Raw genomic sequence first — 18,913 nt, 5'->3', positions numbered from 1 at the left:
GAACGAGCGGTTTCAGCGCGCCGTGCGCTCGGGCATCGGGCGCTCGGCGCCGGCCATCTCCAGGACGCAGGAGAGCGGGTGCTCGGTCCGGCCGGTGCGGTCCAGTCGCACCGCGAGCGGCTCCGGCGGTTCCTCGGCGACCTGGGCGGCGAGGGTCAGCGGGTAGACGCCGTGCCCGTGGACACGGTGGAAGGCGCACTCCTTGCCGTCGACCAGGAGCTCGGTCTCGGTGATCCAGCCGGACCGGACGTTGACGGTCACCGAGTGCCCGTCCTGGTCGAGGTGGAAGCTGTACCGCTGGCGCATCGGGACCTCCGGCGACAGGGCCTGCGACGAGGGGAAATCCACTGTCAGTGTAGGGCGGCCCCCCGCCGGGGTGCTCGGCATGCGGAGCGCGGCGGCCGGAGTTCCCGTCCGCTGCCCTGAGAAATTCCCGGGGCGGGGCCCGCCTCCCGATGGATTCTCCTGATCTCTACAGTGTTGTAGATTCGTTCGCAGGGAGAGATCGAGGAGGGCATTGTGGGAGTTTCGCTGGCCAAGGGCGGCAACGTCTCGTTGAGCAAGGAGGCGCCCGGTCTGAGCGCCGTGATCGTCGGTCTCGGCTGGGACGTGCGCACCACCACGGGAGCCGACTACGACCTGGACGCCAGCGCGCTGCTGTGCAACGCGCTGGGCAAGGTGGTCTCGGACCAGCACTTCGTCTTCTTCAACAACCTCCGCAGCCCCGATGGTTCGGTCGAGCACAGTGGCGACAACCTGACCGGCGGCGGGGACGGGGACGACGAGCAGATCAAGGTCGACCTGGACCGCGTGCCGGCCGACGTGGCCAAGGTGGTCTTCCCGGTGTCGATCTACGACGCCGACGCCCGGCTGCAGAGCTTCGGCCAGGTGCGCAACGCGTTCATCCGGGTTCTCAACCAGGCCAACGGCCAGGAGATCGCGCGCTACGACCTGACCGAGGACGCCTCGACCGAGACCGCGATGGTCTTCGGCGAGCTGTACCGCAACGGCACCGAGTGGAAGTTCCGTGCCATCGGCCAGGGGTACGCCTCCGGGCTGCGCGGCATCGCGACCGACTACGGCGTCAACGTCTGACCGTTCCGTCCCGGTCCGGATCGACGGGGTTTCGACGGCCGCGGCGCGCGCTCAGCCCTTGCGGCCGAGCGCGTGGCCGCCGAAACCCCCGGTGCCGGTGAGCTGGTGCTGCCACCAGGCGGCCATGGCGGGTGCGTCCATCCCCGACCAGTCCGGCGAACCGGTGACCTGGGCCCGGCCTAGGGCGCGGCCCAGCTCCACCAACTCCCGCCCGGCCGCCGTCCGTTCGCGGTCATAGGCGGCCAGCAGGTCGGTCCAGGAGACGGCCTCCCGCCCGGCCAGCTCGAAGGCGTGGGCGTCCTGCATCGCCTTCACCGCGCCGCTGGTGTTGTGCGGGCGCACCACGGTGGCCGCGTCCCCGCCGATCAGCAGCCGGCCGGCCGTGCGGCGCGGGGCGGCCAGGTCGTAGATCGGCTGGAGGAAGGTCCGTTCGCGCGGGGTCAGCGCGACCACCCCGGCCCAGTACGGCGGCAGGTTCCGCTCCGAGAGCTGCCGCAGCTCGTCCAGCCGCGCGTCGGTGAGGCTGCCCGCCGGGATGCTGGTCGGGCCGTCCAGCCGCAGCCAGGCGGGGGTGGGGGCGTAGAAGACCCAGTTCACCTGGGTGCTGCCGGGTTCGAGCCCGGGGATGCGGTAGATCACCACCTGGCCGCCGGGGTAGCAGACGGTGGTGCAGTGCTCCTCCGGCCAGGGCGCCGCTCCGCCGGGCAGCCCGGCCAGCAGGGCGGAGTCGTAACTGCCGCGCCAGCACACGTACCCGGCGTACTCGGGCTCGGCCTGCGGGCAGACGGCCGTGCGGACCACCGAGCGGTAGCCGTCGGCGCCGATCACCAGGTCGTACGTCTCGCGGCCGCCGTCGGCGTCCTCGGTCCAGGCGCTGCCGGGTTCGCCGCCGGGCCCGTTGCCGACCGCCGTCACCGTGGTGCCCAGCCGGAACTCGACCTGCTCGGGCGTCCGTTCGCGCAGTGCCTGCCAGAGCACGCCCCAGTGGTGCGAGTGGAACGCGAAGGGCTGGGCCCAGAGCAGCCGCCCGCAGCCGTCCGGTCCGTCGCCCTCGCCGGCCGCGCCCCGGGTGACCCAGTGGCGCACGGTGAGGCGGTGGCGGCGGGTGTCCGCGGCGAGGTGTCCGGTCCTGACCAGTTCGTCGAAGCGGTCGTCGTGGGTGCAGAGCCCCACACCCCGGTCCTCCAGCCGGCCGGGGCTGCGCTCCAGCACCACCACCCGTTCCGCGCCGAGCCGGGCGGCGGCGCCGGCGAAGGCGCTCCCGGCGATGCTGCCCCCGACCACGGCCACCGAGCCACCTCGCACGGTCGCTCCTCTCCCGAACTCGCGATGTCCCAGCGCCGTCCCCCCGCGCTGTCCGGGACACGACGATACGCCGACGAGCGGGCCCCGGAGTGGTGTTCGAGTCATCCGGAGCACGGTCCCGACAGGCCTTGCGCAACGGGCTTATGCAACTAGTTGCATACTGCGGCGCCCGTCACCTACTCTGCGGTAACAAAGCCCCCGGTCCGCCCCCGCCCGCGCCCCAGGAGACGTCGATGAGCGCCCACCCCGGCAGCAGCCGCTACCCGCACCTGCTCAGCCCGCTCGACCTCGGCTTCACCACCCTGCCCAACCGCGTGATCATGGGTTCCATGCACGTCGGCCTGGAGGAGGCCCCCGGCGGCTACGAGCGGATGGCCGCCTTCTACGCCGAACGGGCCCGCGGCGGCGTCGGCCTGATCGTCACCGGCGGCATCGCCCCCAACGAGGCCGGGCGCCCCTGGGAGGGCGGCGCGATGCTGACCACCGAGGAGGAGGCCGACAAGCACCGGGTGGTCACCGACGCGGTGCACGCCGCCGGCGGGAAGATCGCCCTCCAGATCCTGCACTTCGGCCGCTACGCCTACCACCGGGACCTCGTCGCCCCCAGCGCGCTCCAGGCCCCGATCAGCCCCTTCGTGCCCAACGAACTCACCGCCGGGCAGGTCGAGCAGACCATCGAGGACTTCGCCCGCTGCGCCGGGCTGGCCCGCCGCGCCGGGTACGACGGCGTCGAGATCATGGGCTCCGAGGGCTACCTGATCAACGAGTTCATCGTCGCCGCGACCAACCACCGCGAGGACGAGTGGGGCGGCCCGTACGAGCGGCGGATGCGCTTCCCGGTGGAGATCGTCCGCAGGGTCCGCGAGCGGGTCGGCGAGGACTTCATCATCGTCTACCGCCTCTCCATGCTCGACCTGGTGCCCGGCGGCTCCACCCTGGACGAGGTCGTACGGCTCGCCCAGGCCGTCGAGGCCGCCGGGGCGACCGTCATCAACAGCGGCATCGGCTGGCACGAGGCCCGCATCCCCACCATCGCCACCTCGGTGCCGCGCGGCGCCTTCGGCTGGGTGACCAGGAAGGTGATGGGCAAGGTCGGCATCCCGCTGGTCGCCACCAACCGCATCAACACGCCCGAGATCGCCGAGAACCTGCTCGCCGAGGGCAGCGCCGACCTGGTCTCGATGGCCCGCCCGCTGCTCGCCGACGCCGACTTCGTCGCCAAGGCCCGCGACGACCGCGCCGAGGCCATCAACACCTGCATCGGCTGCAACCAGGCCTGCCTCGACCACACCTTCAGCCTCAAGATCACCTCCTGCCTGGTCAACCCGCGCGCCTGCCACGAGACCGAACTCGTCCTCGGTCCGGTGATGTCGCGCAAGCGTATCGGCGTCGTCGGCGCGGGCCCGGCCGGCCTCGCGTTCGCCGTCTCCGCCGCCGAACGCGGCCACCAGGTCACCCTGTACGACGCCGCCGAGGAGATCGGCGGGCAGCTGGACATCGCCCGGCGCATCCCCGGCAAGGAGGAGTTCGACGAGACGCTGCGCTACTTCCGCACCCGGCTGGCCGAGTTGGCCGTCACCCAGCGGCTCGGCGCCACCGTCACCGCCGGGCAGCTGGCCGAGCGGGGCCACGACGAGATCGTCCTCGCCACCGGCGTCACCCCCCGAACTCCCGCCGACATCCCCGGAATCGACCACCCCAGCGTGCTCGGCTACCTCGACGTGCTGCGCGACGGCGCGCCGGTCGGCAAGCGGGTCGCCATCCTCGGCGCGGGCGGCATCGGCTTCGACGTGGCCGGGTTCCTCACCGACCAGGGCGACGAGGCCGGCCTCAACCCGCCGGTGTTCCAGGCCAAGTGGGGCATCGACCCGGAGTACCGCGAGCGCGGCGGCCTGCGCGCCCCCGAGCGGCCCGAGCCCCCGCGCAGCGTCCACCTGCTCCAGCGCAGGACCGGCAAGGTCGGCGCCGGCCTCGGCAAGACCACCGGCTGGATCCACCGCACCGAACTCAAGCACCGCGGCGTGGTGATGGTCCCCGGCGTCACCTACGACCTGATCGACGACGCCGGCCTGCACTTCACCGTCGACGGCGAGCGCCAACTGCTCCCCGTGGACACCGTCGTGCTCTGCACCGGCCAGGAGCCGCGCCGCGAGCTGTACGAGGCGCTGCGCGAGCGCGGCCTGCCGGTGCACCTGATCGGTGGCGCCGACGTGGCCGCCGAACTGGACGCCAAGCGGGCCATCCAGCAGGGCACCGAACTGGCCGCATCCATCTGACCTGCGGAGATTCCCGCCCGCGCGCCGCGCAGGGCCCCCGGTGGGACACTGGTTGCCTCGTCCCTGCCCGAACCCTCGACCGGGGGCCCCGTATGCCCTTTCCCAGGCCCATCCACGTCCTCGCCGCCGCCACCGCCGTCGTGGCGGTCGCCCTGGGCCCGGCGGTCCGGCCGGCCTCGGCCGCACCCGCCGAGACCCTGCCCACCGCCGACCAGCTGAAGCCGGCCCTGCTGACCCCGGCCGACCTCGGCCCCGGCTACACCGCGATCTCGGTGACGCAGAGCCCCAGTCCGGGCGGGAGCCAGACCCCGGTGACCGGCTGCGCCGCACTCAGCGACCTGATCAACATGCACGCCACCCAGACCGGACCGCAGGTCACCCACGCCGCGGTCGAACTCGACGGCCCGGACGGCAACCCGATGGTCACCCAGGCCCTCGCCGCCGAGTCCTCCGACCGGCTCACCGCCGACTTCAAGAACGCCACCGACGCCCTGAAGAGCTGCCACAGCATCACCTTCGAGGCGGGCACCCAGGACTCCGTGACCTTCACCGTCAGCCCGGTCACCCTCGGCGACCGCAAGGACGCCCCCGCCGTCCACCTCGACGGCACCCTGGCCGGCGTCCAGCTCAACGGCTACGTCGGCATCGAACGCTTCGGCACGGTCACCATGCTCTTCGGCTACTTCGAACGCCAGGGCAGCAACGAACAGACCGCCTCGATGCAGTACCGCACCGCCGTCGCCAAGGTCGAACGCACCCTCGGCACCCACGCCGGCAGCACCACCGCCCCCACGGCCCTCCCGACCGCCGTCCCCACCACCGTCCCGACCGCCACCGCCTCCGAGGCCAAGCGCGTCTGAGTCCCTCCAGGCCCCCACCGAACGCCCAGGCGTCCGGTGGGGGCCGCGGTGCGGTCGCCGCCGAGCGCGCCTGCCAGAATGCCGGGACGGCGGCAGGGGCTCATGAGGCCCACGGTGCCTCCGGGGCGAGGGGGATAACACGTGATCGGCTCTCCGTGGCTTTCGAGGCGGTATGTGCCGGAGCTGCGGGTGTGCGTGCTGCCGCTGGTCGCCTCGTGCACGGTGGGGAAGGCTCCGGAACCGGCCGTCACCGGGTCCTGGAAGACGAGTGTTTCAGTATGGCAAGGGCAATAACGGCGAGCAGCTCGGGATGACCGGAGTGGACGCCGGTCAGGAGCCGTTCGTTCGTCAGTAGCCCGGGGATCGCGAAATCTCGTCGAGCCCGTCTTCAGGAGCGCCCTATCCGTTCGTTGGATGGGGCGCTCTCGGTTCCCGGAGGTCTTTGGGTGATCAATTGGTGGAGGTGCAGTTGTGAAGTAACTGTGAGTTGTACTGTGGAGCCTGCTCGGCGGGCTGGTTGTGGACCTGTAGGCATGGGCCGGGGCCTATGTGGTGAAGCGCTGGGCGGTGCGGGTACGGTGCCGGCCGGCCACGGGTAGGCGGGGCGGGCGGCCGCACCCCCGCGGTGGCCGCCCGCGCCGTACCGGGTCTACGGGTGGTACACGACCTCGGGGAAGGCCGGCGACGGTCCGTCGAGCAGGTCGCCGCAGTGCCGGCCCCGCAGGTGGAGGTCGAAGAAGGCGCGCGGGTAGGCCTGTTGGACGCGGATCCCGCGCTGGGGGTCGAGGGTGCCGACCTTGGACCGGATCTGCTCCTCGGTCATGCCGAGCAGCCGGCCCGCCTGGGGGATCAGCGTCATGTTGTCGCCGTACGAGTTGTGCACGGCGCCGGTGGCCTGGACGTCGAGGCGCCAGCCGCGCAGGTGGCCCCAGAAGGTTTCGGCGTACGGGTTGGTGGCCCGGGCGAAGTCGGCGGTCATCATCATGAAGGGCCGGTCGATGTCGGTGGTGATGGCGGGGTTGGAGGCCATCGGCCCGTCGATGGCGAGCCCGGCGCGGATGCGTCGGTCGGCGACCAGGGCGAGGGCGGTGCCGGTGCCGCCCTTGGACCAGCCGAAGGCGCCGATGTTCCGCGCGTCCAGGCCGCCGGGCAGACCGGCCGGGAGGGTGCGCCCGTCGACGTCGGGGTTGCGGCCGTTGGCGAGGTCGACGACGCGGTCGAGCAGGAAGAGCAGGTCGGCGGCGTAGTCCCGCGGGTACAGCCCCGGGGCGGCGGCGTCCCGGGTGACGACCGTCCCGTCCGGGAACTCGGTGATGCCGTCGTGGGTGTGGTCGACGGTGACGACGGCGAAGCCGTGGCTGGCCAACTCCTGGACCACGATGGTGTGGTCGGCCCGGTGGCTGCCCGCGCCGTGCGAGTAGAGGACGACGGGCAGCGGCCGGCCGGTCCGGTGGACGGGGGCGCCCTGGTGGCCCGAGGTGAGCGGGGCGAGGGAGAGGGGGAGCGGGAATCCGACGTCGTCGAGGAAGGCCTTCAGGGCGCCCTCGGTCATCCAGGGGGCGAGCGGGTACGACGCGGCGTCGGCGGTCCTGGCCGGGTACCAGACGGTGGCCATCAGCTCGCGGTACCGTCCGGGCCTGGCGTTCGGGTCCGGCCGGGACTCGTCGCGCAGGTGCAGCGGCACCATGCCGACCGGGAAGGGGCCGGTGGGCGCGGGCAGGGTGAGCCGCCCGGGGGTGGCGGGAGGCGGTGAGGAAGAGGGAGCTGCCGAGGCGGGGAGGGCGAGGCCCAGTGGGGCGGCGGCGCCCAGCGCGAGGGCGGCGCCCAGCACCCGACGGCGCGTCGGTCCGGCGTGGGCTGCGATCGGCGTGGTGTCCATGCGCGGAACGCTGTCACGGGCGGCGGATCGGCGGCATCGGCCCGCCGGTTGATCCTCCGTCACCTGCCATTGGCCCACGGATGTACATCCCCGGGCTGATGCGCGAGGGGTGCGCGAGGGGTGCGCGAGGGCGGGAGGGTGCGGGAGAGTCCGGCGCCACCCGAGCGGGGTGGCGGCGCCGGCGGCGGCCCGGGCAGCGCCCGGCAGGGTGAAGATCGAAATGCGTGGACGGCCGCCGCCCGCCACGGTGGGACCGTGGCCTCGATCGTCGTCCTCTTCGAACTGGCCCCGGACCAGACCCTCGGCCCCGAGGGTGTCGGGCCGGGCGTGGTCGCCGTGCACGTCGCCGGACAGGACCCGGACGTCCCGGAGGACCCGCAGGCGCGGACCCTGTGCGGGCTGGACACCGTTCCGATGGAGCACTCCCACTACCGCCCCGTCCGGCCGGGCGAGCCGTGGTACCCGCCCGAGCTGGAGCAGCAGCGCTGCCGGCTCTGCGAGGCGGCGCTGCGCCGCCGGTGAACCTGCCCCGCGTTGTCCGGTGCCGCTCCGGGCGGTGTCGTGGGCGCGGTCAGGGCCGGCGGCCGGCGGGTCAGCCCGGCCGGTGGTCAGTGCGGCCGGCGGGTCAGCGCGGCCGGTGGGCGACGGCGGCGAACATCGTCACCGACAGGTGGAACGTCCCGGCCCCGGCGGCCGCGTCGAGGCCGGCGTAGAGCCGGTCGCGCTGCTCCTCGGTGATCAGGCCCCGGCCGACGGCCGCCGCGCCGAGCCCGCGGACGATCGGCCGGGCGACCGCGTGGGAGTCGTGCAGCAGGACGTCGCCGCCGAGGTGGTCGACGGTCAGCCCCGCCTCGACCAGCCGGCCCGCGAGGCTGCGTCCGGCGTCGGGCTGGGCGGCGGCGCCCTGGACGACGGTGGCCAGCGCGGGGCGGATCTCCGGGGCCGTCGGGTGCAGCACGAAGGTGGACCAGTCGGTGTCCAGCAGGGCGATCCGGCCGCCGGGGCGCAGCACCCGGGCCATCTCGGCGACGGCCCCCGCCGGATCGGTGAGGTGCTGGAGGACGCGTTCGCACCAGACCACGTCCGACTCGCCGTCGGGCAGTGGCAGTGCGAGCGCGTCGCCGTCCAGGAACCGGGCCCGGCTGCCGGCCTCGGCGGCGCGCTGCTCGGCGACGGCCCGCAGACCGGGGTGGGGCTCGATGCCGATCGCGTCGCCCTCCGGGGCGACCGCCGCCGCGAGCACCTGCGTCTCCGAACCGGTGCCCGCGCCGACGTCCAGTGCCCGCTCCCCGGGGCGCGCGGCGAGCCGGTCGTGCGCCCAGGCGCGCAGCCGCCGTACCCCGGGGTTGGCGGCCTGCACGTCCAGCGCGGTGACCAGCCGGCCGGTGACCGCCGGGTCGCGGTTGGCGGCGTTGGCGGAGTGGAAGGCCGAGGTGGGGCGCGGGTCCGTCATGGCGCTCACCGTAACCGGAGGTGACGGCCCGTCCGTTCGTGCCCCACCGCGGCCCCCGGGGATCAATACAGCTTGTTCACGGCGGCGCGGACGGTCTCCTTGAAGGCGGGGACGTCGGGCTGGGTCCAGTTGCTCTCCCACTCGACGATGGCGACGGTGTTGCCGTCCCGGCCCACGCCGTACAGGAAGTTGCGGTAGCCCTCCCAGGCCGGGACCTTCTGAAGGTGCACGCCGCCGACCGTCGCGCCCTCCTCGACGTCGACCGTGCCGTGGTCGTACCCGGTCACCACGGAGGTCGGGGACGAGGCCCGGGTCCGGTCCGCGCAGCCGGCGAGGTACTGCCGCACGGAGTCGAGCGTGGCGACGGCCTCGGCCTCGGTCGGCAGCACGATGACGTTCTCGGTGGCGGCGGCGGTCTCGGAGGTCATGAAGTTCGCGGTGAAGAGGCGGTCCTCGGAGACCGCCGGACCCGCCCAGTTCCAGAGGCAGGGGGCGTCGTCCTTCCAGCCGGGGCCGATCGACGAGACCTGCCAGGTGAGGGAGTCCGGCGGCAGGTCGGTGGTGGCGATCAGCCCGGGCTGGGGCACCTCCTCCCGGGGTTGCGCCTGTGCCTGGGTCGTGGCCTGGGCGGTCGCCGCGGCGATCAGCAGTGCGGCGGCCACCGCGCGCACTGCGCTCCTGGTCCTGGGCCTGGTCCTCATCCGTCCACCTCCGGGTGTCGTCAGCTGCGCCCAGCATCGGTTGTGGCGGAAGTGTGTGCGGGGACGGACACGAAGGGAGGCCGGAACACCGCTCCCGGGGCGCCGGATCCGGCCGAAAACAGCCGGGAGGGCTCGGAGTGGGAAGTCGGGCGGGCCGACTTCCCATGCCGGACGGGTTCAGCTCGCGTCGCCGGTGCAGCAGGTGGCGGGGGCGCTGTCGGCGCTCTTGCCGAGGGTGTCGGCGTCGGCCTTGACGACGTAGACCTCCCAGGGTTCCTTGCCGGGGGCGGTCACCCAGACCTTGTCCTGGACGGCGTAGCAGCAGGAGGTGTCGTTCTCCTCGAAGGTGGCGAGGCCGGCGTCCCGGAGGCGGGTGGTGGCGGCGGTGACCTGCTCGGTGGAGGCGACCTCGACGCCGAGGTGGTCCAGCCGGGTGTCCTCGCCCGGCTCGCCCTCGATGAGGACCAGCTTCAGCGGGGGCTCGGCGATGGCGAAGTTGGCGTAGCCGGGGCGGCGCTTGGCGGGTTCGGTGCCGAAGAGCTTGGAGTAGAAGGCGACGGAGCCTTCGAGGTCGGCGACGCGCAGGGCGAGCTGGACACGGGACACGGTGGCCTCCATCAGGTTGGATCGATATCTTTCGATGCAAGATTGCGGCTTGGATCGAAGTTCGTCAACATAGAGGCATGTCGAAACAGGAACTTCGGGTACTCGGCCAGGACGACAGCCTTGACGACCGCGGGGCCGGTGACCGGGACGGCTGCTGCCCCGGGCTGCTGGGCGCCCCGCTGGACGAGGCGCAGGCCGCCGAACTGGCGCCGCTGTTCAAGGCGCTGGGCGATCCGGTCCGGCTGCGGCTGCTGTCGATGATCGCCTCCGGCGCGGGCGGCGAGGTGTGCGTCTGCGACCTGACCCCGGCCTTCGACCTGTCCCAGCCGACGATCTCCCATCACCTGAAGCTGCTGCGCCAGGCCGGGCTGATCGACTCCGAGCGCCGGGGCACCTGGGTGTACTACCGGCTGGTCCCCGCGACCACCGACCGCCTCGCGGGCATCCTCACCCGCCCGACGGGCGGGCCGGCCCGCGCCGAGTCGGCCTGCGCCGAGCCCGCTGGAGCCGCCACATGAGCGCCGCACCCGGGACGCCCGCCCCCGCGGCCGGCCGGCTGTCGTTCACCGACCGCTACCTCGCCCTCTGGATCCTCGCCGCGATGGCCCTCGGCATCGGCCTCGGCCGGCTCGTCCCCGGCCTGGGCGACGCGCTCGCGAAGGTGACCGTCACCGGCGTCTCGCTGCCGATCGCGCTCGGCCTGCTGGTGATGATGTACCCGGTGCTCGCCAAGGTCCGTTACGACCGCCTCGACACCGTCACCCGCGACCGCCGTCTGCTGATCCCCTCGCTGGTGCTGAACTGGCTGGTCGGGCCCGCCGTGATGTTCGCCCTCGCCTGGCTGCTGCTGCCCGACCTGCCGGAGTACCGCACCGGGCTGATCATCGTCGGCCTCGCCCGCTGCATCGCCATGGTGATCATCTGGAACGACCTGGCCTGCGGCGACCGGGAGGCCGCCGCCGTCCTCGTCGCCCTGAACTCCGTGTTCCAGGTGGTCGCCTTCGGCGCGCTGGGCTGGTTCTACCTCTCCGTGCTGCCCGGCCGGCTGGGCCTGGAGCAGGCGGCGCTCGACGTCTCGGTCTGGGAGATCGCCCGCAGCGTGCTGATCTTCCTCGGCATCCCGCTCGCCGCCGGCTTCCTCACCCGCCGCCTGGGCGAGAAGGCGCGCGGCCGCACCTGGTACGAGACCGCGCTGCTGCCGCGGATCGGCCCGTTCGCGCTGTACGGACTGCTGTTCACGATCGTCGTCCTGTTCGCCCTCCAGGGCCGGGCGATCACCGCGCGGCCCCTGGACGTCGCCCGGATCGCGCTGCCGCTGCTGGTCTACTTCGCCGTCATGTGGGCCGGTTCCCTGGCGCTGGGCCGCGCGGTGGGTCTGGAGTACCCGCGCGCCACCACCCTCGCGTTCACCGCCGCGGGCAACAACTTCGAACTGGCCATCGCCGTCGCCATCGCCACCTTCGGCGCGACCAGCGGCCAGGCCCTCGCCGGAGTCGTCGGGCCGCTGATCGAGGTGCCCGTCCTCATCGGCCTCGTCCACGTGGCGCTCGCCGCCCGCCGCTACTTCCCCCAGTCCGCCACCGACGCCGGAGGTTCCGTCCGTGCCTGAGCCCAATTCCGAGTCCACGCCGTCCAGGCCCTCGGTGCTGTTCGTCTGCGTGCACAACGCGGGCCGCTCCCAGATGGGGGCCGCCTTCCTCGCGCACCTCGGCGGCGACCGGGTCGAGGTCCGCTCGGCCGGTTCGGCGCCCGCCGACACCGTCAACCCGGCCGTGGTCCTGGCGATGGGAGAGGTGGGGATCGACCTCGCCGCCGAGACGCCCAAGGTCCTCACCGCCGAGGCGGTCCGGACCTCGGACGTGGTGATCACCATGGGCTGCGGCGACGCCTGCCCGTACTTCCCCGGAAAGCGCTACCTGGACTGGGAGTTGAGTGACCCGGCCGGCCAGGGCGTCGAGGCCGTGCGTCCGATCCGCGACGAGATCGAGCGGCGCGTCCGCGGCCTGCTGGCGGAACTCGGCGTCGCGCCCGCAGCGTGAGAAGGGGAGTGAGGCGAAACGCCTCACTCCCGGCACGCGCGCATCGGCGACCGCCGCGCCTGTCCGGAACGTGACGTCGTGTTTCCGCCGGTGCCGGTGGCCCCGCTCGGAGAGGGTCGGTGTGGGCTCGTGGTCCTGATCGCGGGCCGGTCCACCCCGCACTCCGTGAAAGGCACCGCGCATGCACGTCGTCCCCGGGCTCAAGGTCCTGTACTTCGGAACCCCGGTGGTGCTGGTCAGCACACTCAACGAGGACGGCACGGCGAACCTCGCGCCGATCTCCTCGGCGTGGTGGCTGGGCCAGTCCTGCATGCTCGGTCTCGGCAACAACGCCCAGACCACGGCGAATCTACGGCGGGAGGGCGAGTGCGTGCTCAACCTGCCCTCGTCGGCGATGGTCGACGCCGTCGACCGGATCGCGCTCACCACCGGGAGGCCGGCCGTACCGGACTACAAGGTGGAGCAGGGCTACCGGTACGAGCCGGACAAGTTCTCGACGGCCGGGCTGACCGAGCAGGCGTCGGACCTGGTCCGAGCTCCCAGGGCGGCGGAGTGCCCGGTCCAGCTGGAGTGCAGGGTCGTCTCGGCCCACCCCTTCGGCGTTCCCGAGCCGCACGCCACCGCCTTCCAGGTCGAGGTCCTCCGCGCCCACGTGGAGGAGGAGTTGGTCATCCCCGGGACGCACTACGTGGACCCGCTCGGCTGGGACCCGCTGATCATGAAGTTCTGTGAGTTCTTCGGTGGCGGGCAGAACGTCCACCCGTCGAGGCTCGCCGAGGGCTGGAACATGCCGCACGGACTCCGGTCGGCGGCCGCCTGAGCCACCGCGGACGGTCTCGCGAAGGGGGCGGGAGGCCGGCCCGGCCGACTTCCCACTCCCCAGGTGCCGACAGGCTCTGCCCGGTGGGTGGTTCGGCTAGACGCCGACCGCGGTGCCGGCGTGGGCGGAGGCGGCCTGGTACTCGTCGTCGCCCTCGAACCGGGCCTCGCAGCCCGTGGTGAGGGTGCTGGCGACGATGACCGGGTCGAGGATCTTGGAGCCGGAGTTCAGCTTGGCGATCCCGCTCTGGTCGGTGGTCGCGGAGCCGACCCGCTGGCCGCTCGCGGTGCTGTAGAAGGTGACCTGACGCCCCACGATCGGCTTGCCGTCCGCATCGGTCAGGGTGGCCTCGAAGTCGCCGCTGATCGGTGCGTTGGCGACCACATGGCCGCCTACCGTGCGTGCCTTGAGCTGGACTGGCTTCTTCTCGGAAGTCATGGCGTAACCTCCCGGATGCTCTGGGCTACTGCTTCCACCGTAGGCACGTCCCCGAGGGCCTGCACCCGGGCGGCATCGCCGCAGGTCAGGGTGGGGTCAGGCGGGCGAGTCGGATGGCGCCCCCGCGTGGGGCGGCGCCCGCGTGGAGCGGGCCCGGCCCGTTGGCCTCCGGCGGGAAGATCGGGAAGACTCGCACGCATGGTTTCGGTGTTGCAGAACGTGGCGATCGACTGTGCGGATGCCTATGGGCTGGCGCGGTTCTGGAGTGGTGTGACGGGCCGTCCGCTGGAGGCCGACTGCCGGCCGGGGGACCGGGAGACGCAGGTGCTGCTGGCGGGCGGCCTGGTGCTGTACTTCAACGAGGTGCCCGAGGCCAAGACGGTCAAGAACCGGGTGCACCTGTGCCTGCGGCCGGAGACCTCGCGCGACGAGGAGGTGGAGCGGCTGTTCGGCCTCGGTGCCACCCTCGTCGCCGATCACCGGAAGCCCGACGGTGCGGGCTGGGCCATCCTCGCCGACCCCGAGGGCAACGAATTCTGTGTCCTGCGCAGCGAGTCCGACCGGGCCGCCGCGCATCCCTGACGGTCGTGCGGGGGAGGACGCGGGGAGTGGGGGAGCCGGCTCGGTCGGCTTCCCGTGTCCCGGTGGCTGGAGGGCCTTGATGTCGGTGGCAGACATGATGGAAGCGGCGATCGCCGGAATACGGCGGGAGGGCTACGATCCGGCGGCGCTGGCGGGTGAGAGCTGCGTCCGGACGTTCGCCGACCTCCTGCGGATCGGATCGCGGAACTGGCAGCTGGTCGCCGACGCGGTCGCCGCCACTCCGCCCGATGTCGAGCTGGCCGGTTGGATCCTGCGGGCGAAGCTGACGTTCGAGGACGACCGCAATCCTCACGTCGCCTCCTTCGAGCAGGACGTACGGATCGCCGGGGACTCCAGAGCCCAGGGACACCGACTCGGCAGCGACGCGTTCCTGTTGGCGGTCGGGCCGGTGCGGCCGGCGCTGTACCGGGCCCAACTGGCCGCCGTCGGCGCCGTGGACGCCGCGCTGTCCGAGTCCTCCGAGCTGGCGGGGCTGCCCCGCCGGGCCGACGAGCTGCGGGGCCGGGCCGACCGGGCCCGCACCTCCTGGGGCAGGAGGCGGCTGGAGCGGCAGACGGCCGAACTCGACGGCCGGGCGGCCACACTGGCGGCGGGGCAGGAGGAGCGGGTCGGGCAGGCGCGGGAGGAGGTCGCCCGGTTCGTCGCGGACGTGGCCGCGACCGTGGCGCTGTTCGACGGCACCTTCGGGATCGACGGTCGGTAGACCGGTGACGGAGTGGGTAGTCGGTGGGGCCGGCTTCCCACTCCTGGTGGTTGATCGGGGCGTGGGGGTATGGCGGGGTTCAGGGGTGTCGGGGGTGGTGGCCGGATCGGTGGTGGGGGCCGGGTCGGGGAGGTCGATCTCGGCCCATACGGTCTTGGCGTTGGGGTGGCGGGGGATGGTGCCCCAGCGGTGGCAGAGGGCGTCGACGAGGGTGAGGCCGCGTCCGGTCTGGGCGTTGGGGGTGTGGACGAGGGGGAGGACGGGGAGTTTGTCGCCTCGGGGGTCGCTGATCTCGATGCGGAGGGTGGTGCCCCGGCGCACGGTGGTGGTGAGGGAGAGGTGAAACTCGAAGCAGATCAAACTCCTGCGGGAGCAGACCGGGCTGACGCGGAAGGAACTCGGCGAACGCATCGGCTACGGCGAGCAGCTGGTCAGCGCGGTGGAGCGTGGACTGCGGACCCCGCAGCCCGAGTTGCTGGTCGCGGTGGACCGGGAGCTCAACGCGGGCGGACTGCTGGCTGTCGCGAGGGATGACGTGATGAAGGCGCGGAACAAGGCCCGTGTGCGCCATCCGGCCTGGTTCCGGGGCTATGCCGAACTGGAGCCCGTGGCGGTCGAGGTCCATGAACACAGCACCCTGCTCATCCCGGGATTGCTGCAAACCGAGGCGCACGCGCGAGCTTTGTACGGGATGAGGCAGCCGTTGTTGACGGAAGAGGTCATCGAGGAGCGGGTAACGTCCAGAATCGCTCGCCAGGAAGTCCTGGCGCGATGGCCGCGTGCGATCTTCAGCTGGGTCATCGACGAGAGTGTCCTTCCACGGCCTCTGGGAGGTTGGGACGTTCACGAGGAGCAACTGCATCATTTGTTGGAGGTGGGACGGATGCGGGGGATGGCCATCCAGGTTATGCCGCTGAGCAGGAGCGAGCATGCTGGACTGGGGGGTCCCGTTCGCCGCCACCACCGAGGTCTGACCGGCCGGATCTCCCCTCAACGGCCCACCGCTCCGACAGCGGCGGGCCGTTGGCGCGTCAGCGCCACAGCCAGAGCAGCACCCCGCCCGCGATGGCCGTCCCCGCCATGACGACGAGTGCCCCGATCCCGCAGCCGAGGTCACTCCTCCCGCCCCGGTGCTCGGCCGCGAGGTCCGGCGTGAAGTCGGCCGGATCCTCGGGGGTGTAGTGGATCACGAGGTCCTGCCCGTACGTGACGGCGGCGTCCGGCAGGCGCGCGGGGTAGTGGGCCGTGACGGCCACCCCCTCGTGGGTGGTGAAGGTGACGACGGGCGTCCGGCTGGTCGTGACGTCGCCGTCCGCGTCCGTCTCCACGGTCTTGAGGACGGCGACGACGCGACCGGGCACCGCCGCCATGGCGGTCAGCCTGTCGAGACGGGCCTGCGCCTGCTGCCGGTCCCCCGGCAGGTGGAACGCGGCGAGGAACGTCCCCGGCGCGCCGCCCCCGACCAGGGCCCACGGCCAGGACCAGTCGACCGCCGCGAGGGCCACCAGGCCGCAGTACACCAGGACCGTCCAGAAGGCCGGCCAGCCGAGCCCGCGCCGGCCCGCCTGGAGGTCGTCCACGAACCGGAAGGCGTGCGGGCGCCGCGGCGGGTACCGCACCCCGACCTCCCGGCCCACCCAGGCCGCGATGATCCGGTCGCCGCACTGGCCGTCGTTGGTGACGACGTGCTCCTCACCGCTGGACGGGTCCCGGAAGCGGACGACCACCGCTATCCCGTCCTTCTGCGAGCCCCCGTTCCTGGGCTCGCCCACCCGCTCGATCCGCCCCGGCACCCGGACCGCCCGTTGCGCCTTGGTCAGGCCGGCCAGCGACAGGCCGTACCCGAGCACCGCCAGGGTGCCGAACACCCCGCAGCACAGGACCAGAACTCCGTGCCAACTCCAGCTCATGAGCCGCCCGTTCCTCGTTCGGTGGGGTCAGTGCGCCGCGGTGCGCCGAAGCACCCGGCCCTGGTCGTCCGCCTGGAGCACGGCGGAGCCCTCGGGCCCGGTCACGCTGACCACGATGGTGACGGCCCCGCCGAGCCGGGAGACGACGATGTTCCAGCTCTGCGCGCTCCGGCCGCCGAGGCCGCTCCTCGCCTCCTCGACCAGGGCGGGGAAGCGTTCGTAGGGGAGCGCCGACACCGGGAACGCCTGGGCCTTCGTGTCGTCCGAGGCGAAGGTCACCAGCAGCAGGCGGTCCTGCACGACGAGGTTGGTCGCCAGGTTCTGCTCACCGTGCCGGGTCACCGAGTCGATGTCCTCGCGCAGTTCGCCCTCGGTGAGGAACGACTGCCCGGGGCCGAGCTCGACGGTGCCGGACCCTCCCGTCACCACCCTGGTCGACGAGGTCGAGGAGACCGAGGGCGGTGCCGACGAGGACGGCGACTCGGTGGCCTTGTCCTCGAACAGGTCCACGCGGAACAGGAAGACCACGGCCGCCGCGGCGAGCAGCAGCCCGACGAACCCGAGGAAGCCGACGGCACAGCCGTCGGGCGGTTCGCTCAGCCTGGTCGACTCGGGTGCCGAGTCCAGCCGCGCGCCGGCCGCCCGCTCCTCCCACTCGGGAATCGGCCGCTTCACGATCCGCACCTTCACCGGGCTGTCCGGCGGGTAGCGGACGACCACGACGCCGCCCGGCCGGTAGTCGGGGAGGTCAGCGACGTTGATGTCCTGGGTGAACTCCACCCGGAACGCGGGCCCGTCGTCCGGCGCGACGGTGAGGTCGAACCGCACCGGCCGGTCGGTCATCTCGCTCTGGGGGACGTCCCGGCTCTCGATCATCGCGAGCGCCGTCCGCGGCACGAGGGCCGCCTCCCGGGCCCTTCGCGGCATGCCGGCGAGGTACAGCAGCCCGCCGTAGGCGAAGGGAAGGGCCAGCCCGGCGATGAACAGCGGCGCGTTCTCGACGACGACGCCGACGACCATCGCGGCGAGCGATCCTCCGGTCACGCCGCCCGTCAGGAAGCCGCGGGCGAGGGCGACCGGCGTGTTGCGCGTGGGAGGCGAGCCGGTGGTGGTCGTCATACCGGTGATTGTGCCGGGTGGGGATGGCGGCCGACAGACCGATTCCGCAACGAGATCGTCACCGTGCCCGTGCCGAGGCCGTGTCCGCGGCTACCGGTCGTCGGAGTCGTAGCGGACGGTGAAGTCCCGGTCGGGCGTCGCGAATCGGGCCAGCTGCTCGCGGAGCGCCGCCGCCGCGTGCGGGGCGTGGTGCTCCAACTCGGCCCAGTGGACGAAGCGCAGCTCCCCCGGCATCGGGACCAGGCCGGTGATCGAGTCCCGGAACGCCGCCCAGTTCATGCCGTAGAACGCCGGGAACCGCAGTTCGCGCTTCAGGACGGCGTGGAGGCCGCTCTCGTCGCGGACGGAGCCGACGTCGATGGTGAGGGGGTCGGGGACCGGTGGCAGGCCTTCGTCCTCGGTGTTGTCCCAGAAGGCCGGGAGCCACCAGCACAGCACGGATCGGTCCTCGGGCCAGGGGCGCCGCACCGCGTCCCGCCAGTCCTCGAAGACGTCCACGGCCAGGTCGACGGGCCGCCAGGCGGGGTCGAGCGGCTCGTCGGGCGTCGCCGGGCGGACGAAGCGGCGGCCGCGCTGGTCGCAGGCGCCGTACTCCCGGACGTTCCGCTGGGCCTCGACCAGCGGGACGCTGTTGGCGCCGTCCGGCCTGAGCGGCCAGCGCAGCTGTGAGGGGTCGTCCTCCCAGTGGCAGACCGGGCAGACGACGAACGAGCCGGGCCAGCCGTCCCGGACGTCGAAGACGAGGTGGCCGCAGCAGGGGCAGGGTCGGCGGGTGTCCATCCCGGCAGTCTGGCCCGCCGGCCCGGGTGACGGCGAACCGGTTTCCGGGCGCGGGCGGGCGGCGTACCGTCGAAAGGTCCGCGCCATCCCGCGTCGAGGGGGAGAAGCGAGCAGCGAACTCAGCTGGTTCAGGAGCAGCCACAGCACCAACGAGGGCAGCCAGTGCGTCGAGGTCGCCGAGACGACCACCGCCGTCCTCGTCCGCGACTCCAAGGACAAGAGCGGACCCCACCTCGCGTTCTCGCCCACGGCCTGGGAGGCGTTCGTGACGTTCGCCGCCGGCGCCGAGGTCTGAGCACGACGGCGAGGCGGCCGGTCCGACTCGT

At 72.8% G+C, this 18,913-nt stretch carries 22 protein-coding genes; 12 read left to right on the top strand and 10 right to left on the bottom strand.

Translation table 11 applies throughout. The annotated features are described in order from the left end of the window. Positions 1–12 precede the first annotated feature (12 nt). On the bottom strand, positions 13–306 hold the full coding sequence (locus tag ACZ7C5_RS05700; RefSeq protein ID WP_401085030.1) for a hypothetical protein: 294 nt from the start codon (positions 304–306) through the stop codon (positions 13–15). Positions 307–519: 213 nt separating this feature from the next. Between ACZ7C5_RS05700 and ACZ7C5_RS05695 the strand changes: the two genes are divergently transcribed. Then, a complete protein-coding gene (locus tag ACZ7C5_RS05695; protein WP_188299563.1) occupies positions 520–1,095 on the top strand; it encodes a TerD family protein in 576 nt (191 codons plus the stop codon). A gap of 51 nt (positions 1,096–1,146) precedes the next feature. Here ACZ7C5_RS05695 and ACZ7C5_RS05690 read toward each other — a convergent pair whose 3' ends face one another. Further along, positions 1,147–2,400 (bottom strand): FAD binding domain-containing protein, encoded by a 1,254-nt coding sequence (locus tag ACZ7C5_RS05690; RefSeq protein WP_401085027.1) that lies wholly within the window; start codon positions 2,398–2,400, stop codon positions 1,147–1,149. A 233-nt stretch (positions 2,401–2,633) separates the two neighbouring features. Here ACZ7C5_RS05690 and ACZ7C5_RS05685 point away from each other — a divergent pair, with 233 nt between their 5' ends. Together ACZ7C5_RS05685 and ACZ7C5_RS05680 are read left to right on the top strand one after the other, a co-directional pair. Next, positions 2,634–4,676 carry an oxidoreductase gene (locus ACZ7C5_RS05685; RefSeq protein ID WP_401085024.1) on the top strand — a complete coding sequence of 681 codons (2,043 nt, stop codon included), beginning with the start codon at positions 2,634–2,636 and terminating at the stop codon, positions 4,674–4,676. Between the two features lie 92 nt (positions 4,677–4,768). Next, positions 4,769–5,536 carry a hypothetical protein gene (locus tag ACZ7C5_RS05680; protein ID WP_470322050.1) on the top strand — a complete coding sequence of 256 codons (768 nt, stop codon included), beginning with the start codon at positions 4,769–4,771 and terminating at the stop codon, positions 5,534–5,536. A gap of 649 nt (positions 5,537–6,185) precedes the next feature. Here ACZ7C5_RS05680 and ACZ7C5_RS05675 read toward each other — a convergent pair. After that, positions 6,186–7,415, bottom strand: a complete 1,230-nt coding sequence (locus tag ACZ7C5_RS05675) for an alpha/beta hydrolase family protein (protein ID WP_470322049.1) — start codon at positions 7,413–7,415, stop codon at positions 6,186–6,188. 255 nt (positions 7,416–7,670) lie between these two features. Here ACZ7C5_RS05675 and ACZ7C5_RS05670 point away from each other — a divergent pair, with 255 nt between their 5' ends. Next, complete coding sequence (locus tag ACZ7C5_RS05670; protein ID WP_401085017.1) at positions 7,671–7,937, top strand: hypothetical protein; 267 nt, start codon at positions 7,671–7,673, stop codon at positions 7,935–7,937. 103 nt (positions 7,938–8,040) lie between these two features. On the opposite strand, the gene ACZ7C5_RS05665 is transcribed toward ACZ7C5_RS05670, so the two are convergent. From ACZ7C5_RS05665 to ACZ7C5_RS05655, 3 genes are all read right to left on the bottom strand, one after another. Next, positions 8,041–8,868, bottom strand: a complete 828-nt coding sequence (locus ACZ7C5_RS05665; protein ID WP_470322048.1) for a methyltransferase domain-containing protein — start codon at positions 8,866–8,868, stop codon at positions 8,041–8,043. A gap of 62 nt (positions 8,869–8,930) precedes the next feature. Further along, positions 8,931–9,569, bottom strand: coding sequence for a hypothetical protein (locus ACZ7C5_RS05660; RefSeq protein WP_401085012.1), 639 nt, complete (start codon positions 9,567–9,569; stop codon positions 8,931–8,933). A 177-nt stretch (positions 9,570–9,746) separates the two neighbouring features. Then, complete coding sequence (locus ACZ7C5_RS05655; RefSeq protein WP_401085009.1) at positions 9,747–10,175, bottom strand: ArsI/CadI family heavy metal resistance metalloenzyme; 429 nt, start codon at positions 10,173–10,175, stop codon at positions 9,747–9,749. Positions 10,176–10,252: 77 nt separating this feature from the next. Between ACZ7C5_RS05655 and ACZ7C5_RS05650 the strand changes: the two genes are divergently transcribed. The 4 genes from ACZ7C5_RS05650 to ACZ7C5_RS05635 all read left to right on the top strand — a co-directional run bounded on the left by ACZ7C5_RS05650 (position 10,253) and on the right by ACZ7C5_RS05635 (position 13,034). Further along, complete coding sequence (locus ACZ7C5_RS05650) at positions 10,253–10,693, top strand: ArsR/SmtB family transcription factor (RefSeq protein ID WP_401085006.1); 441 nt, start codon at positions 10,253–10,255, stop codon at positions 10,691–10,693. Continuing rightward, entirely contained in the window at positions 10,690–11,784 is a 1,095-nt protein-coding gene (gene arsB, locus ACZ7C5_RS05645) for an ACR3 family arsenite efflux transporter (protein WP_401085004.1), read from the top strand. The genes ACZ7C5_RS05650 and arsB overlap by 4 nt, the downstream gene beginning before the upstream one ends. Then, on the top strand, positions 11,777–12,214 hold the full coding sequence (locus ACZ7C5_RS05640; RefSeq protein WP_401085001.1) for an arsenate reductase ArsC: 438 nt from the start codon (positions 11,777–11,779) through the stop codon (positions 12,212–12,214). Before arsB ends, ACZ7C5_RS05640 begins: the two co-directional genes overlap by 8 nt. Positions 12,215–12,395: 181 nt before the next feature. Further along, positions 12,396–13,034 (top strand): flavin reductase family protein, encoded by a 639-nt coding sequence (locus tag ACZ7C5_RS05635; protein WP_401084999.1) that lies wholly within the window; start codon positions 12,396–12,398, stop codon positions 13,032–13,034. A gap of 96 nt (positions 13,035–13,130) precedes the next feature. Here ACZ7C5_RS05635 and ACZ7C5_RS05630 read toward each other — a convergent pair whose 3' ends face one another. Then, positions 13,131–13,472 (bottom strand): hypothetical protein, encoded by a 342-nt coding sequence (locus tag ACZ7C5_RS05630; RefSeq protein ID WP_401084997.1) that lies wholly within the window; start codon positions 13,470–13,472, stop codon positions 13,131–13,133. 198 nt (positions 13,473–13,670) lie between these two features. On the opposite strand from ACZ7C5_RS05630, the gene ACZ7C5_RS05625 reads away from it, so the two are divergent. From ACZ7C5_RS05625 to ACZ7C5_RS05615, 3 genes are all read left to right on the top strand, one after another. Continuing rightward, positions 13,671–14,054 (top strand): VOC family protein, encoded by a 384-nt coding sequence (locus ACZ7C5_RS05625; protein WP_401084994.1) that lies wholly within the window; start codon positions 13,671–13,673, stop codon positions 14,052–14,054. 79 nt (positions 14,055–14,133) lie between these two features. Further along, positions 14,134–14,778, top strand: coding sequence for a hypothetical protein (locus ACZ7C5_RS05620; RefSeq protein ID WP_470322047.1), 645 nt, complete (start codon positions 14,134–14,136; stop codon positions 14,776–14,778). Between the two features lie 355 nt (positions 14,779–15,133). Further along, positions 15,134–15,862 carry a helix-turn-helix domain-containing protein gene (locus tag ACZ7C5_RS05615; RefSeq protein ID WP_401085303.1) on the top strand — a complete coding sequence of 243 codons (729 nt, stop codon included), beginning with the start codon at positions 15,134–15,136 and terminating at the stop codon, positions 15,860–15,862. Here ACZ7C5_RS05615 and ACZ7C5_RS05610 read toward each other — a convergent pair. The 3 genes from ACZ7C5_RS05610 to ACZ7C5_RS05600 form a co-directional block, all read right to left on the bottom strand. Then, positions 15,810–16,688: a DUF3592 domain-containing protein gene (locus ACZ7C5_RS05610; RefSeq protein ID WP_401084987.1), complete on the bottom strand. Its 879-nt coding sequence runs from the start codon at positions 16,686–16,688 to the stop codon at positions 15,810–15,812. The genes ACZ7C5_RS05615 and ACZ7C5_RS05610 overlap by 53 nt on opposite strands. Before the next feature lie 27 nt (positions 16,689–16,715). Further along, positions 16,716–17,807, bottom strand: a complete 1,092-nt coding sequence (locus ACZ7C5_RS05605; RefSeq protein WP_470322046.1) for a hypothetical protein — start codon at positions 17,805–17,807, stop codon at positions 16,716–16,718. A gap of 90 nt (positions 17,808–17,897) precedes the next feature. Further along, positions 17,898–18,587, bottom strand: coding sequence for a CPCC family cysteine-rich protein (locus tag ACZ7C5_RS05600; protein WP_401084982.1), 690 nt, complete (start codon positions 18,585–18,587; stop codon positions 17,898–17,900). Between ACZ7C5_RS05600 and ACZ7C5_RS05595 the strand changes: the two genes are divergently transcribed. Continuing rightward, positions 18,580–18,882 (top strand): DUF397 domain-containing protein, encoded by a 303-nt coding sequence (locus ACZ7C5_RS05595; RefSeq protein ID WP_401084979.1) that lies wholly within the window; start codon positions 18,580–18,582, stop codon positions 18,880–18,882. The two genes, ACZ7C5_RS05600 and ACZ7C5_RS05595, sit on opposite strands and share 8 nt — an antisense overlap. The last annotated feature ends 31 nt before the right edge of the window (positions 18,883–18,913 follow it).

The sequence above is a fragment of the Kitasatospora sp. NPDC036993 genome, assembly GCF_055607525.1.
The sequence above is the reverse complement of the archived record's forward strand: the minus strand, read 5'-3'. Positions and strand labels throughout refer to the sequence as shown.